Origin of the sequence: Curtobacterium sp. PhB170 (assembly GCF_003752345.1) — a bacterium.
Lineage (GTDB): Bacteria > Actinomycetota > Actinomycetes > Actinomycetales > Microbacteriaceae > Curtobacterium.
Map to the genome: position 1 here is coordinate 256,845 of NZ_RJUM01000013.1, position 14,656 is coordinate 271,500.

The 14,656-nt window shown below is 71.2% G+C and carries 13 protein-coding genes; 4 read left to right on the forward strand and 9 right to left on the reverse strand.

Features of this window, described 5'->3' with window-relative positions:
* Positions 1-38 precede the first annotated feature (38 nt).
* Positions 39-1,370, reverse strand: coding sequence for an ROK family transcriptional regulator (locus tag EDF40_RS16815; protein WP_123340954.1), 1,332 nt, complete (start codon positions 1,368-1,370; stop codon positions 39-41).
* Positions 1,371-1,455: 85 nt separating this feature from the next.
* Here EDF40_RS16815 and EDF40_RS16820 point away from each other — a divergent pair, with 85 nt between their 5' ends.
* Complete coding sequence (locus EDF40_RS16820) at positions 1,456-1,911, forward strand: GNAT family N-acetyltransferase (RefSeq protein WP_111085338.1); 456 nt, start codon at positions 1,456-1,458, stop codon at positions 1,909-1,911.
* A 14-nt stretch (positions 1,912-1,925) separates the two neighbouring features.
* On the forward strand, positions 1,926-2,273 hold the full coding sequence (locus tag EDF40_RS16825; protein WP_235035781.1) for an MGMT family protein: 348 nt from the start codon (positions 1,926-1,928) through the stop codon (positions 2,271-2,273).
* A gap of 39 nt (positions 2,274-2,312) precedes the next feature.
* On the opposite strand, the gene EDF40_RS16830 is transcribed toward EDF40_RS16825, so the two are convergent.
* The 8 genes from EDF40_RS16830 to sucC form a co-directional block, all read right to left on the reverse strand.
* Positions 2,313-2,738 carry a DUF805 domain-containing protein gene (locus EDF40_RS16830; RefSeq protein WP_123293233.1) on the reverse strand — a complete coding sequence of 142 codons (426 nt, stop codon included), beginning with the start codon at positions 2,736-2,738 and terminating at the stop codon, positions 2,313-2,315.
* 37 nt (positions 2,739-2,775) lie between these two features.
* Positions 2,776-4,584, reverse strand: a complete 1,809-nt coding sequence (locus EDF40_RS16835; protein WP_123341009.1) for an ABC transporter ATP-binding protein — start codon at positions 4,582-4,584, stop codon at positions 2,776-2,778.
* 110 nt (positions 4,585-4,694) lie between these two features.
* The gene (locus tag EDF40_RS16840) at positions 4,695-6,503 is read right to left on the reverse strand and encodes an ABC transporter ATP-binding protein (RefSeq protein ID WP_123340955.1); all 1,809 of its coding nucleotides are present in this window, start codon (positions 6,501-6,503) and stop codon (positions 4,695-4,697) included.
* A 582-nt stretch (positions 6,504-7,085) separates the two neighbouring features.
* Positions 7,086-8,720, reverse strand: a complete 1,635-nt coding sequence (gene purH, locus EDF40_RS16845; protein ID WP_123340956.1) for a bifunctional phosphoribosylaminoimidazolecarboxamide formyltransferase/IMP cyclohydrolase — start codon at positions 8,718-8,720, stop codon at positions 7,086-7,088.
* Complete coding sequence (gene purN, locus EDF40_RS16850) at positions 8,717-9,310, reverse strand: phosphoribosylglycinamide formyltransferase (RefSeq protein ID WP_111085342.1); 594 nt, start codon at positions 9,308-9,310, stop codon at positions 8,717-8,719. Before purN ends, purH begins: the two co-directional genes overlap by 4 nt.
* A gap of 41 nt (positions 9,311-9,351) precedes the next feature.
* Entirely contained in the window at positions 9,352-11,349 is a 1,998-nt protein-coding gene (locus tag EDF40_RS16855) for a DUF6350 family protein (protein ID WP_123340957.1), read from the reverse strand.
* Between the two features lie 104 nt (positions 11,350-11,453).
* Positions 11,454-12,341, reverse strand: a complete 888-nt coding sequence (gene sucD, locus EDF40_RS16860) for a succinate--CoA ligase subunit alpha (RefSeq protein WP_123340958.1) — start codon at positions 12,339-12,341, stop codon at positions 11,454-11,456.
* Between the two features lie 11 nt (positions 12,342-12,352).
* Positions 12,353-13,522, reverse strand: a complete 1,170-nt coding sequence (gene sucC / locus EDF40_RS16865; protein ID WP_123340959.1) for an ADP-forming succinate--CoA ligase subunit beta — start codon at positions 13,520-13,522, stop codon at positions 12,353-12,355.
* 357 nt (positions 13,523-13,879) lie between these two features.
* Between sucC and EDF40_RS16870 the strand changes: the two genes are divergently transcribed.
* Positions 13,880-14,314 carry an ester cyclase gene (locus EDF40_RS16870; protein ID WP_123340960.1) on the forward strand — a complete coding sequence of 145 codons (435 nt, stop codon included), beginning with the start codon at positions 13,880-13,882 and terminating at the stop codon, positions 14,312-14,314.
* A gap of 43 nt (positions 14,315-14,357) precedes the next feature.
* Positions 14,358-14,651 carry a hypothetical protein gene (locus tag EDF40_RS16875; RefSeq protein ID WP_123340961.1) on the forward strand — a complete coding sequence of 98 codons (294 nt, stop codon included), beginning with the start codon at positions 14,358-14,360 and terminating at the stop codon, positions 14,649-14,651.
* The last annotated feature ends 5 nt before the right edge of the window (positions 14,652-14,656 follow it).

A 14,656-nucleotide genomic window follows, 5' to 3' on the forward strand; every position in this document is an offset into this window, starting at 1 on the left:
AACGACAGGTGTCGCGCTCGACGCCGCAACGCTCGACGTCAGCGGCGGATGAGCAGCCCGCTCGCCCGCGGGGACAACGCGGCGTCGAGCACCAGGCACGCGGCCCCCACCGCGGCGACGTCGGCACCGCGGTCGCTCTCGACCACGTCGACCGCGTGCTTCGGCACGAGCAACGGCGACCCGACGATCGCCGCGCGGGCGGCCGGCAGTGCGGCACTCGCGATGCGGGACCAGAACGGTCCGCCGAACACGACCCGGTCGATGTCGAGCAGGTTCACGATGACGACGGCGGCGTCGCCCATGACGGTGCCGGCCTCGGCGGCGAGCGTGATCGCGGCCTCGTCGCCGGCAGCGATGGCCTCGGCGAGTTCGTCCCAGGCACGGTTCACCGCGTCGACCGACCCGTCGGACGGGACCGACCCGTCGGACGCGGCCGCACCACCGGGCACGGCCGCACGACCGGACGAGACCGCACCGGCAGCAGCGTCGCCGCCGCCGCCGGACAACGCCACCCCCCGCTCCCGCGCGATCCGCACGAGCCGGTCCGGCGCCACGGCCGCACCCACCTCGCCGCGGGTGCCGGACCCGTCCGGGGTGCCGGCGAGCGATCGCTGGTCGACCATGATGTGCCCGGCGTCCCCGGCGTTCGACCCGACGCCCCGCACGGGTTCGTGGTCGACGACGAGCCCGACGCCGAACCCGGTGCCGAAGTACACGAACGCGAAGTTCCGTGCCGACGACTCCCCCGCCAGGAACATCTCGCCGACCGCGGCGGCCGTGACGTCCTTCTCGAGCAGGACGGGGTAGCCCGTGGCCTCGGCGAGCGCGTCGCGCAGGGGCACGTCCCGCCACCGGGGCAGGAACGGCGGGTCGACGACGATGCCGGCGTCGACGTCGATGGGGCCCGGGCTTGCGATCCCGACACCGAGCACTCCGTCGACGTCCACGCCCGCGTCGGCGATCAGGCCGTCGACGGCGGAGCCGATGGTGCGGACGACCTCGGACGGGTCGTCGGCGGTCGGGGTCGAGGTGGTGGACGAGGCGACGACGGTACCGGCCAGGTCGAGGAGCACGTAGGTGACGACGGCCGGGTCGACGTGCACGCCGACGGCGTACCGGCTGCCGGGTTCGAGCCGCAGGATGGTGCGCGGCTTGCCCCGACCGGCGACGACGGTGCCGGACTCGACGATCATGCCGGCCTCGATCAGGAACCGGGTGACGTTCGACACCGTCTGCGCGCTGAGGCCGGTTCGCGAGGCGAGTTCGACACGGCTCAGGCCGTCCGGCGAGCGTCGGACGGCATCGAGCACGACCGTGCGGTTGAACCCGCCGATCGACGGGAGGTTCGCTCCACGCCGATGTTCTGCCATTCCGCGACCATACCGCGGCAACGGTGCGGTCTCGGTCTGCCGTCCGCGCTGGCCCCCACACGGGTCGCACCGTTACCCTGGCCGCATGGCCGACCTGCGTCTCGAAGAACTCTCCGCGAAGACCGCTGCCGCGGCGAACTCCCTGACGCTCAAGCCGGGTCAGGAACAGTTCGTGCAGCCGACCACCTACGGGGTCGCCGAGTCCGACGTCAAGCCGAGCTCCGCGTGGACCCGTGTGGTCCTGGACGGCGACGAGGTCCTGGGCCTCATCATCGGTTCGTTCGACGCGGACAACGCGCAGGAAGAGCTGCGCAGCGCCATCTGGCGGGTCAACGTCGCCGGCACGGCGCAGGGTCGCGGCGTCGGCCGCTTCGCCGTGCACGGCCTGGCCGACGAAGCGCGCAGCCGCGGGCAGGAACGCCTGACGGTCGTGTACGAGCCCGGTGGCGACGACAGCCCCGAGGCGTTCTTCCGCGCCGTGGGCTTCGAGGTCGTCCGCGAGACCCAGTACGGCGACCACTTCGCGGTCCTGACGCTCTAGCGTTCTCCAACGACGTGCCCGAGGACGACGCCCCCGCGCCGGAGCAGGACTTCGGGGCGGCGGTGGCCGAGGTGGTCCGGATGATCCCGCCGGGTCACGTCATGACGTACGGCGACGTCGCCGCAGCGCTCGGCTCACGCGCGTCGCGTGCGGTCGGCAAGGTGATGGCGCACGAGGGCGCCGACCTGCCCTGGTGGCGCGTGGTGCGCGCGGGTGGACACCCGCCGCTGCACCACGAGGCCCGTGCGCTCCAGCACTACCGCGCGGAGGGGACGCCGCTCGTGCAGGGGACGGCGGCCTGGAGGCTCGACATGCGTCGTGCCCGCTGGTCGCCGTCCACGGATGCGGACGACCCGTTCTGACGCCCGGCCCGCGCACGTCGGCCGTCCGTCCGCCGCCGGTCAGCGGTCGAAGCGCTCGCCCTTCGGGCTGGTCGGGATCAGGCACAGCACGTACACGACGAGCGAGCCGATGCCGGGCACGACGTGCAGGAACTGCCAGAAGCCGGACAGGCCGGCGTCGTGCAGCCGTCGGGCGCCGAGGGCGAGCGACCCGATCAGGGTTGCGAGGCCCCAGAGGACGAACAGGTAGGACCCGACGGGGTTCTCGAACAGCGCGGTGTCCGGCGTGAACGCCTGCGGGACGAGCTGCAGCACGAGTCCGATCGCGAGCGACGTGATCCACCACCACCAGAACTCGGCACGCGAGGCCCGTCCGGTGAACACGGTGTACTTCCGCCAGAACCGCCGGACGGCCTCGGTGAAGGGTGCGCCGTAGAAGGGGTCGCGCAGGGCGACGCCGCCGGGCTGCACGCTGTCGTTGCTCATGGAGCAAGCCAACCACGTGGTGCAGCCCGGCTGCGTCCTACACGAGCGAGTCGCGCCAGGCCGCGTGCAGCTGGGCGAACCGCCCGGTACCCGAGATGAGGTCGGCGGGGGTGCCGTCCTCGACGATCTTCCCGTGTTCCATCACGAGCACGCGGTGGGCGATCGCGACCGTGGACAGGCGGTGCGCGATGATCACCGCGGTGCGGTCGGCGAGCAGGGTCTCGAGCCCTTCCTGCACCAGCCGCTCCGAGGGGATGTCGAGCGACGCCGTGGCCTCGTCGAGGATGAGCACCTTCGGGTCCGCGATGAACGCCCGCGCGAACGAGAGCAGCTGTCGCTGTCCCGCCGAGACACGACCACCGCGCTTGTTCACGTCGGTGTCGTACCCGTCGGGGAGCGCCATGATGAACTCGTGCGCGCCGACCGCCTTGGCAGACGCCTCGATCTCGGCGCGGGAGGCCCCCGGCTTGCCGAGCGCGATGTTGTCCGCGACCGTGCCGGAGAACAGGTACGCCTCCTGCGTGACCATGACGATCGCGCGGCGCATGTCCTTCGTGTCGAGGTCGCGCAGGTCCACGCCGTCGAGCCGCACGGAACCGTGCGACGGGTCGTAGAAGCGCGCCATCAGCTTGGCGAGCGTCGACTTGCCGGCGCCGGTGGACCCGACGAGCGCGATGGTCTGCCCGGACGGGATGTGCAGGTCGAACTCCGGCAGGACGACCTTGCCCGCGTTGTACGCGAACACGACCTCGTCGAAGTCCATCTTGCCCGTGGCGTCGGCCAGCTTGGTCGGCTTCACGGGGTCCGGCACGCTCGGTCGTTCCTCGAGGACGCCGGAGATCTTCTCCATCGCCGCCGAGGCCGACTGGTACCCGTTGTAGAACATCGCGAGCTCCTGCGCCGGGTCGAAGAAGCGCTTGGCGTACAGCGCGACCGCGAGCAGCGCACCGACCTCGAGCGTCCCGCCGACGATCCGGAAGCCGCCGACGACGACGACCGCGGCGAGCGTGGCGTTGCCGATGAGCACGAGCACCGGGTCGAAGGTCCCGAACAGGTTGAACACCTTCGTGTTCGCCAGCCGGTAGTCCTCGACGAAGCCGCCGTACTCGTCCTTGTTGCGGGACTCCTTGCGGAACGCCTGCACGGCACGGATGCCCGTCATCGTCTCGACGAAGTGCACGATCACGCGCGCCGAGGTGACGCGGGTGGCGCGGAACAGCGTCTGCGAGTTCTTCTGGAACCAGCGGATCAGGAACCAGAGCGGCACGAGCGACACCGCGAGCACGAGCCCGGACGTCGGGTCGAGCAGCACCAGGGCCACGGCGGTGAACACCATGTAGAGCACGCCCTGGATGAGCTGGTTCAGGCCGGAGTCGAGCAGCTCGCGGATCGAGTCGAGGTCACTCGTCTGGCGGGAGATGATCCGGCCGGACGTGTAGGTCTCGTGGAACTCGAGCGACAGCCGCTGCGTGTGCAGGAACACCCGCTTGCGCAGGTCGAACAGGATCGCCTGGCTGATCCGTGCGGCGAGCACGGTGTACCAGGCGGTGAGCACCGCGCCGAGGACGGCCACGACGATGTACGTCGCGACGACGCCGAACGCCGGCACCCAGTCGTTCTGGTCCATCACGGCGGGCAGGGCGTTGTCGATGCCCCACGCGATGAGCGCCGGGCCCGCGACGGTGCCCGCCGTGGAGACCACGACGACGATCCCGAGCAGCACCAGGCGGAGCTTCAGCGGGGCCGCGAGGGAACCGAGCAGGGCGAGGGAGCGACGCCGCAGGCGCTTGCTCTCCGCCTTGGTGAAGTCCTCGCGCTCCTCGCCGCGCACGCCCAGGGTGGTGATCGAGGCGGTGACGGGCGCGGCAGACTGCGCGTCGGCGATGTCGTCAACGACGGGATCCGCGCCTCCCGGCCCGGCCGACGTGTCGAGCGGAAGGTTCTTCTCTTGCTGGCTCATGCCATCGCCTCCTGTCGTGCGGTCGCTTCGTCGTCGTCGAGCGACGAGATGACGTAGCGGTAGTGCTCGTTGGTGGCCATCAGGTCGTGGTGGGTCCCGACGGCGGTGACGACGCCGTTCTCCATCAGGGCGACCCGGTCGGCCAGCGTCACCGTCGACGGACGGTGCGCCACGATGAGCGACGTCGTCTCGGCGAGGACGCGGCGGAGGCCGGCCTCGACCCGCGCCTCGGTGTCGACGTCGAGCGCCGACAGCGGGTCGTCGAGCACGAGCACCGACGGCCGCGCGGCGATCGCGCGAGCGAGCGCCAGGCGCTGGCGTTGTCCACCGGACAGCGACAGCCCCTCTTCGCCCACCCGGGTGTCCACGCCGTCGGGCAGGTCGTCCACGAAGGACGCCTGCGCGATGTCGAGTGCCTCGCGCATGAGTGCCTCGGCCTCGGCACCCTGCACGTCCGGTCGACCGAGCAGCACGTTCTCACGCACGGTCGACGAGAACAGGGTGGCGTCCTCGAAGGCGACGCCGACGTGCCGGCGCAGTTCCTCGCGGGTGAGGTCGCGGATGTCGACCCCGTCGATCGTCACCGATCCGCCGGTCACGTCGTACAGGCGCGGCACCAGCGAGAGCAGCGTCGTCTTGCCGCAGCCCGTGAGCCCGACGAGCGCCATGGTCTCGCCCGGCTGCAGCTGCAGCTCGACGCCGTTGATCAGGTCCGGGTACTGCGGCGCGGAGTCCTGGTACCGGAAGTGCACGCCGTTGAACGACAGTGCACCGTGCGGCTCCGCGATCGTCTTCGGGTCCTTCGGGTCCGTGATGGTGTTCTCGGAGTCCATGACCTCGAAGAAGCGGTCGACCGCCGTGCGGGTGTCGAACGTCATCGAGAGCAGGAAGCCGATCGACTCGATCGGGAACCGCAGCACGGTCGCCGTCGCGAAGAACGCGAACAGCTGACCGACGGTCATCTCACCCTGCGACGCCAGCCAGATGCCGGCGAGCAGGCACAGCGCGAACGCGACGTCCGGCACGAGCAGCAGCCACAGCCAGATGCTCGCGATGGCCTTCGCCTTCTTGATCTCCGTGCCGCGCAGGGCTTCGGCCTGCTCGCTGAACTCCTCGAGCTTCGACCCGCCGCGGCCGAACGCCTTGAGCACGCGGATGCCGTGGACCGACTGCTCGACGCTCGTCGCGAGGTCACCGACCTGGTCCTGGCTGCGGCGCGCGACGACGGAGTACCGACGCTCGAACAGCAGCCCGTTGATCCACAGCGGGATCGACGCGATCAGGAAGATCAGCCCGAGCAGCCACCCGAAGGTGAACAGCACGACGAAGCCGACGACGATCGTCACGACGTTCACGACGAGCAGGACGACACCGAAGGCCAGCCAGCGGCGGATCAACGACAGGTCCGACACGGAACGGGACAGCAGCTGCCCCGACTCCCACCGGTCGTGGAACGCGACGGGCAGGTCCTGCAGCTTCGCGTACAGCGAGTTCCGCATGCTGGCCTCGATCCGCGTCGAGGGGCGCATCACCATCCGGCGGCGCGAGGCGATGAAGAACGCCTCGAGCACACCGAGGGCGAGCACGCCGAGGCCGGCGGGCCAGATCTGTGCGCCGTCCTTCGATGACAGCGGGCCGTCGACGAGCCACTGCAGGACGTAGGGGATTGCGAGCGCCACCAAAGAGGCTCCCATCGCTGCGGCCATGCCGCCGATGAGGCGCCCCTGGTAGGGCTTCACGTAGGGGTAGATCCGCGCGATCGCGCGGAAGGTGGACGGGCGCGCCGTGGTGGGCGACTTGGACATGCGTTGCGTCCTCATGCGTCTGCCGGGTCCCCGGGTCGCGCTGCGCCCTGGCCGCCTGCTGCTTGCGTGCTGCTGGCGTGCGGTGCGTGCGCGGCCTCGACCTGGAGGCTCGGTGTGGCGTTGCGTGGTGATCATCGGCCGGGCGCGTGGTCGCGCCTCCGCCGTCACTCGCGTGACGTCGGTCGGGCCGGAGGGCACCGGGAGACACTCGTCCCCCGGGTTCAGGCGGGTGGTTCGCGGACGCTGGTCGTGCGGCGCCGCGAGGCCGTGGGAACGGCCTGGCTAGACGGCGGCCGCGACGCGCGGTCGCGGTGCGATCAGGGATCGCCGTGCGGGAGTGGTCCCCACGACGGACACGAGACCTGCACGGGCGGCCGTCGCCACGGTTCCGGTCATGTTGTCCATCGTCACTCCAGTCGTCGTCTTCGTCACCGTTGTGTCCGCGGTGCCACCGGTCCCGAGGGACCGTCGGCTGCCTGTCGCGGAGCCTTACAGACTATTCACAGTGACTCTCAGCGCGCAATAGGGTGCCGCGATTTGTTCACTTCAGTGGACGAAGTGGTGCTCGCCTCAGTGCTCGCATCAGTGGAAGAAGTGGCGCTCGCCCGTGAAGTACATCGTGACGCCCGCGGCCGTCGCCGCGGCGATGACCTCGTCGTCGCGGACGCTGCCACCGGGCTGGGCCACCGCGCGCACACCGGCGTCGAGCAGCACCTGCAGGCCGTCGGCGAACGGGAAGAACGCATCGGACGCCGCGACACTGCCGGTCGCGCGGTCACCGGCACGGTTCACCGCGAGGTGGCACGAGTCCACCCGGTTGACCTGGCCCATGCCGACCCCGACGCTCGCACCCTGGTTCGCCAGCAGGATGGCGTTCGACTTGACCGAACGGCTCGCCTTCCACGCGAAGGCCAGGTCGGCGAGGGTCTGGTCGTCGGCGGGCTCGCCGGCGACCAGGGTCCACGTGGACTGGTCGAACGCCGTGAAGCGGTCGGCGTCCTGCACCAGGAAGCCGCCGGAGATCTGCTTGACCTCGCGCGGTGCCAGGGCGAAGTCGGCCGGCAGCGTGAGCAGGCGGATGTTCTTCTTGCGCGACAGGATCTCGAGCGCCTCGGGGTCGAAACCCGGGGCGACGACGACCTCGGTGAAGATGTCCTTCACGGTCTCGGCCATCGCCACGGTGACCGGACGGTTCGCGGCGATGACCCCACCGAACGCCGACAGCGGGTCGCAGGCGTGCGCGGCGGCGTGGGCCGAGGCGATCGGGTCGGCGGCGTCCGCCGGGGCGATCGCGATGCCGCACGGGTTGGCGTGCTTGATGATCGCGACGGCGGGGGTGTCGAAGTCGAACGCCGCACGGACGGCCGCGTCGGCGTCGACGTAGTTGTTGTACGACATCTCCTTGCCGTGCAGCTGCGTCGCCTGCGCGATGCCGGCGCCGTCGGTGCTCGTGTACAGCGCGGCTGCCTGGTGCGCGTTCTCGCCGTAGCGGAGCGTGGCCGACAGGTCGGCGGTGAAGCCGAGGTGCTCGTCGAAGGCGCCGGGCGTCTGGATGTCGCCGCTGGTCATCGGCGCCGCAGCGGCCGCCACGACGTCGCTGGCGAAGTAGGACGCCACCGCGGTGTCGTACGCCGCGGTGTGCGCGAACGCCTGGGCCGCCAGACGCTTGCGGAGTTCGAGCGAGGTCCCGCCGGCGCGGACCGCCTCGACGACCTCGGCGTAGGACGACGGCGAGACGACGATCGCGACGTTCGGGTGGTTCTTCGCCGACGCACGGACCATCGCGGGGCCGCCGATGTCGACGTTCTCGACCACGGTCGCGGTGTCGGCACCAGAGGCCACCGTCTCGACGAACGGGTACAGGTTCACGACGACGAGCTCGAACGCCGCGATCCCGAGGTCGGCGAGCTGCTGCTCGTGCGACTCGAGGCGCAGGTCGGCGAGCAGGCCGGCGTGCACCGAGGGGTGCAGCGTCTTGACCCGGCCGTCGAGCGACTCCGGGAACCCGGTGACGCTCGCGACGTCGGTGACGGAGTACCCGGCGTCACGGATCGTCTGGGCGGTGGACCCCGTCGACACGATCTCGACACCCGACTCGGCGAGGGCGCCGGCCAGCTCGAGCAGGCCGGACTTGTCGCTCACCGAGATGAGTGCGCGGCGGACCGGCACCACGTCACGGTCGCGGTAGAGGCTGGGGTCGGCTGCGTGCACGCTCATGCGCTCGGGGTGCCCTTCAGGTCGGTGGTGCCGTTGGCGATGTCGAGGATGGTCTGGATGAGCAGGCGGCGCTCGACCGGCTTGATGCGGTCGTGCAGCGTCGACTCGGAGTCGCCCGGCAGCACGGGGACGCGCTCCTGGGCCAGGATCGGGCCGGTGTCGACGCCGTCGTCGACCGCGATGACGCTCGCGCCGGTCTCGGTGACGCCGGCTGCCAGGGCGTCCCGCACGCCGTGGGCGCCGGGGAACTCGGGCAGGTACGCCGGGTGGGTGTTGATGATGCCCGGGGCGAACTCGGACACCACGGCCGGGGGCAGCAGGCGCATCAGGCCGGAGAGCACGAGCAGGTCGGGCGACCACGGTCGGATCTGCTCAGCGAGGGACTGTCCCCACTCGGCGCGGGTCTCGTAGCGCGAGAACGGCACCGTGAAGGTCGGGATCGAGAACTCCTCGCCCAGACCGAGACCCTCGGCATCGCGGTCGGCACCGATGGCGACGACACGGGCGGGGTACTCGGCGTCGAAGGTCGCTTCGAGCAGGGCTCGGAGGTTCGACCCGGTACCGGAGATCAGGACGACCAGTTCGAGCACGGCACCAACCCTACCGGGACCCGCGCGTCGTGACGTCGGCGCTAGCGATCGTCCTTCGGACGGCGCCACCAGGGCAGCTCCTCGTCGGGGATCTGGTCGGTGACGTCCCAGTTCGTCGGACGGGCCGCCTGGGCGGGAGCGGCGGCGGGAGCCTCGGGCGCGGCCGGTTCGTCGTCGACGTCGTCCCGTCCGGCGACGAACTCCTCGGTGCTCCACGGGAACGCCGGCTGCGCGTCGGTGTGGTCGGGTGCGGGCGTCGACGTGGCGGGCCGTTCGGGAGCGGGCGCAGGGCGCTGCTGCTCGGCGTCGGCACCGGTCACGCGGTCGCGGAGTCCGCCGGCGCGGTCGCGGAGCCCACCGGCCCGCTCGCGGAGTCCACCAGCCCGTTCGCGCACACCGTCGGCGGCACCGTGCAGTCGATCGCGCAGGGCACCCATCGCGGCACGTCCCGACGAGCGGGGCTCGCTCGGGCCCTCGTCGGCCAGGCGCTCCGAAGCGACGGCGTCGGTCTTGGCCCAGGCCGGCAGTTCCACGTCGTGGTCCGGGTCGCGCGGGGGCGTCCGAGGCGTTGCGATGGGCGCAGGCGCGACCGGTTCGTCGGCGATCGGTTCCGTCGGGCTGGCCACAGCGGCGCGCGAGCCGGCAGCGGTCGACCCTTCGTGCGACTCCTCGACCACGAACCGGTGCACGTCGGTCGTCCGTCCCGCGCCGGCCTGGTCGAGCGCGGCGAGCAGGGATCCCGTCCCGACATCGGCTCCGTTCCGGTCCGCGTCGTCGTCGTCCGCCTCGGTCCAGCGCTCCCGCGTCCAGCCCCGGTCCGGCAGTCGGACGAGGTCGCTGCCCGCGGCGAGGGCGATGACCGCCGGCAGGCCGATCTCGAGCGCGGCGAACCCACCCACCACCAGGGCGTGCGGGCCGACGTCGGCCAGTCGTCCGGGGCCGAACGAACCCGACGACACCCAGGCGATCAACCCGGTCAGGGCGCCGGCGACGATGCCCGTCGCGACACCGGCGAGCGCTCGGTGGAGTGCGGAGTCGGCGTTCCCCAGCGCACGGACGAGTCGCGGGCGCATCGAGCCGCCGATCGCGAAGCCGGCGATCACCGGTACCAGGATCCAGACCAGGCCGAAGGTGTGGCCCGAGGTCGGCAGTGCGCCGAACACCGGCAGTCCGGGGATCGGTCCGAGGGTCGTGGCGATCGGGGACACGCTCGAACCGGTGCCGATGGCGAACCCGGGGCCGATCAGCCACGACGTCGCCCACCCGACGAAGTCCGGCAGGAACGCGAGCTGCCCGACGGTGAGGGCGATGCCACCGATCACGCCGGCGTGGGACTGCTCGTACAGGGTGATGACCTCGGCGAACGAGGTGAAGAGCAGGAACGCGACGACGACCCCGGCGAACGCGACGACGACTCCGGTGGCGGCGGTCCCGGCACGGAGACCGAACCCGGCGATCGCACGCCAGAGCGCGGGCACGCGGTCGAGCAGGTCGAGCACACGCAGGGTGGCGGGGTCCGCCGGCAGGTCGCGCCGTCGTCGGCAGACCTCCGAGCTGATGAGCGCCGGGATCCCGAACCACAGTGCGGGCAGGACCACCGCCTGCCAGACCGTCGGCTGCGTGGCGGCGGAGGTCGACGACAGCGCGACGCCCAGGCCGAGCGCCGCGACGACCGCCGTCCCGACCAGCAGGCCGGTGGTGCGGTGCTCGGTCTCCGCGAAGCGTCGACCGGCACGGGCGCCGAGCCAGGCGGTCACGACCGCGAAGCCGAGCGCCGCGAGCGTCACGTGGATGGGGTCGGCGGCACCGCTGACCCCGGAGCTCTTCGCCAGCGCGGACCCGAGCAGGAACGAGACGTCGACGCCGTGGCCGACGAGCCAGACGCTGCCGGTGGCCTTCCAGAACACGTCCCAGTCGATCTGCAGGCCGTACTCGAAGCCCCACAGCAGCGTGAGCGGGACCAGTGCGATCCCGATGCCGACGCCGACCGTCACGACCGCCTCGATCGCGGCGAGCAGAGCGGTTCCCAGGCGGTTCATCGCAGCGAGGATACGTGAGCCGACCCCCGAACGACGGGAGGCTCGGCGCGGAACCCGCACCGAGCCTCCCGGCTTCGTCCCGACCGTGTGCCGGGCGATGGTCGCTAGCGGGCGGCGACGACCTCACGCAGCAGCGCAGCGGTCTCGGACGGCGTCTTGCCGACCTTCACGCCGGCAGCCTCGAGCGCCTGCTTCTTCGCCTCGGCGGTGCCGGCGGAACCGGACACGATCGCTCCGGCGTGGCCCATCGTCTTGCCCTCGGGGGCGGTGAAGCCCGCGACGTACCCGACGACCGGCTTCGTGACGTGCGCCTTGATGAACTCGGCTGCGCGCTCCTCGGCGTCGCCACCGATCTCACCGATCATCACGATGGCCTCGGTCTCGGGGTCGGCCTCGAACGCGGCGAGCGCGTCGATGTGCGTCGTCCCGATGACCGGGTCGCCGCCGATGCCGATGGCGGTCGAGAAGCCCAGGTCCCGCAGCTCGTACATCATCTGGTAGGTCAGGGTGCCCGACTTCGAGACGAGGCCGATCGGGCCCTTGCCGGTGATCGTCGCCGGGGTGATGCCGACGAGCGACTCCCCCGGGGTGATGATGCCGGGGCAGTTCGGGCCGATGATGCGGGTCGTCCCGCCGAGCGCCTTGGCGTGTGCCCAGAACTCGGCGGCGTCCTGCACCGGGATGCCCTCGGTGATGACGACGACGAGCGGGATCGCGGCATCGATGGCCTCGAGCACGGCGTCCTTGGCGAAGGCCGGCGGCACGAAGACGATGGAGACGTCGGCACCGGTGGTGTCGATGGCCTCGCGCACGGTGCCGAAGACGGGCAGCGACACGTCACCGTGGGTGACGGTGGTGCCGGCCTTGCGGGCGTTGACGCCACCGACGACCTGGGTGCCGGCCTTGAGCATGAGGGCGGTGTGCTTGGTGCCCTCGCCGCCGGTGATGCCCTGGACGATGACCTTGGAGTCCTTGTTGAGGAAGATCGACATGGTCAGTCCCTTCAGGCCGCGGCAGCGGCGAGTTCGGCGGCCTGCTCGGCCGCGTCGTCCATGGTCGCGGCGACGGTGACGAGCGGGTGCGCTGCCTCCGCCAGGATCCGTCGGCCCTCTTCCACGTTGTTGCCGTCGAGGCGCACGACGAGCGGCTTGGTGGCCGCGTCGCCGAGGATCCCGAGGGCGGCGACGATGCCGTTCGCGACGGCGTCGCAGGCGGTGATGCCGCCGAAGACGTTCACGAAGACGCTCTTCACCTGCGGGTCGCCGAGGATGACGTCGAGGCCGTTGGCCATGACCTCGGCCGAGGCGCCGCCGCCGATGTCGAGGAAGTTCGCGGGCTTCACGCCGCCGTGGCGCTCACCGGCGTAGGCGACGACGTCGAGCGTCGACATGACGAGGCCAGCACCGTTGCCGATGACGCCGACCTGGCCGTCGAGCTTGACGTAGTTCAGGCCGTGGGCCTTCGCCTTGGCCTCGAGCGGGTCCTCGCTGGCGGAGTCCTCGAGGTCCTTGTGCGCGGGGTGGCGGAAGTCGGCGTTCTCGTCGAGCGAGACCTTGCCGTCGAGCGCCAGGATCTGGCCGTCGCCGGTGCGGACGAGGGGGTTCACCTCGACGAGCGTGGCGTCCTCGCCCTTGTAGACGTCGTAGAGCTTCGAGAAGACGTCGGCCACCTGGTCGACGAGCTCCGCCGGGAACCCGGCCTGCTCGGCGATCGCGCGACCGGCGGCCGCGTCGATCCCGGTGAGCGGGTCGACCTCGACGCGGGCGAGCGCCTCGGGCTTCTCGACTGCGAGCTGCTCGATCTCCATGCCGCCCTCGACGCTGGTGAGCGAGAGGTAGGAGCGGTTGGCCCGGTCGAGCAGCACGGAGAAGTAGAACTCCTCGGCGATGTCCGCGCCCTGGGCGATCATGACGCGCTGCACGGTGTGGCCCTTGATGTCGAGGCCGAGGATCGCCTGGGCGTGCTCGAACGCCTCGTCGGGGGTCTTCGCGACCTTGACGCCGCCAGCCTTGCCGCGCCCGCCGACCTTCACCTGGGCCTTCACGACCACGACGCCACCGATCTTCTCGGCCGCCGCTTTCGCCTCTTCCGGGGTGTCGGCGATGATCCCCTGGAGGACGGGGACGCCGTAGGACTCGAAGAGGTCCCTGGCCTGATACTCGAAAAGATCCACGCTGTTCTTCTTCCCGCACGGTTCGTGCGATCGGCATCGGTTTCCCGGTCGCGCACTCGACATCGAGGGTCGCTCGATGTCGAGACAACGGCCGCCACGCAGCCTAGCGCGGCGACATGGACGTCGAGACAACGGGCGGCGCGGGACGCAGGGGAAGGCGCGGTCGCTCGACCACCCGTCGGCGACCGCGCTCCACTCCCCCGAGCACCGGCAGTGTGCACGGCCACCGTGACGGGGAGGTGTCCCGCAGGTGAACTCGCGCATCCTGGACGCCGCTCTCACCGACCCGGCGTACACCGGAAGGCCCGAACCACCGGAAGGCCCGAACCACCGGAAGGCCCGAACGAAGGAGCGCGCATGACCGCGGAACGGAACCAGCAGGCACAGGAACGACTCGGCGAGATCCTGGAGGCGCGGGCCTTCGACCGCTTCCCCGAGGTGTGGGCCGAGGACGTCGTGGACCACGACCCCGCGCCCGACCAGCAGCCCGGCCTCGCGGGGATCGTCGACTTCTGGACCGAGTTCACCACCGCGTTCCCGGACCTCACGCTCGAGCCCGACCCGCTCGTCGTCACGGACGACTACATCACCGCGGTGTTCACGATCCGCGGCACCCACACCGGTCCGTTCCAGGGCCACGCGCCGACGGGTCGCACCTTCGAGGTCCGCGGCATCCAGGTCTCGAAGTTCCGTGACGGCAAGATCGCCGAACGCTGGGGTGCCACCGACGAGAAGGGTCTGGCGGAGCAGCTCGCGCTCGGCTCCGGCGACGTCCACTTCGTCAGCGCCTGAACACCATCCGACACCCGGCACCATCCACACCCAGGAGGACACCATGAGCGATCCCGGCATCAGCCCCGTCGACGACTTCGAGGCCCAGCAGCGCCGCGACGACGACATCGACCGCGAGCACGTCGGCCCGTACGAGGTGGACGAGTCCGAGGAGTCCCTCGAGACCGTGACGAACGACGCGGTCGCCGGCGAGACCGTCGAGCCGCAGCCCGGTGACGGTACCGACGACGGCCCGACCGGCGGCTCCCCGCGCGAGGGGTCGCCCGACCTGTGGGAGCACGACGCCGACGAGGACCGCCCGGACCTGGGAGGCGACCTCGGCACCAAGCCGCTTTGATCAGC

Coding starts and splice junctions, on each gene's coding strand:
- EDF40_RS16815 (WP_123340954.1), bottom strand. CDS start 1,370: ATGGCAGAACATCGGCGTGGAGCGAACCTCCCGTCGATCGGCGGGTTC.
- EDF40_RS16855 (WP_123340957.1), bottom strand. CDS start 11,349: ATGAACCGCCTGGGAACCGCTCTGCTCGCCGCGATCGAGGCGGTCGTG.
- EDF40_RS16840 (WP_123340955.1), bottom strand. CDS start 6,503: ATGTCCAAGTCGCCCACCACGGCGCGCCCGTCCACCTTCCGCGCGATC.
- purH (WP_123340956.1), bottom strand. CDS start 8,720: ATGAGCGTGCACGCAGCCGACCCCAGCCTCTACCGCGACCGTGACGTG.
- sucD (WP_123340958.1), bottom strand. CDS start 12,341: ATGTCGATCTTCCTCAACAAGGACTCCAAGGTCATCGTCCAGGGCATC.
- EDF40_RS16830 (WP_123293233.1), bottom strand. CDS start 2,738: ATGAGCAACGACAGCGTGCAGCCCGGCGGCGTCGCCCTGCGCGACCCC.
- EDF40_RS16820 (WP_111085338.1), top strand. CDS start 1,456: ATGGCCGACCTGCGTCTCGAAGAACTCTCCGCGAAGACCGCTGCCGCG.
- EDF40_RS16870 (WP_123340960.1), top strand. CDS start 13,880: ATGACCGCGGAACGGAACCAGCAGGCACAGGAACGACTCGGCGAGATC.
- EDF40_RS16875 (WP_123340961.1), top strand. CDS start 14,358: ATGAGCGATCCCGGCATCAGCCCCGTCGACGACTTCGAGGCCCAGCAG.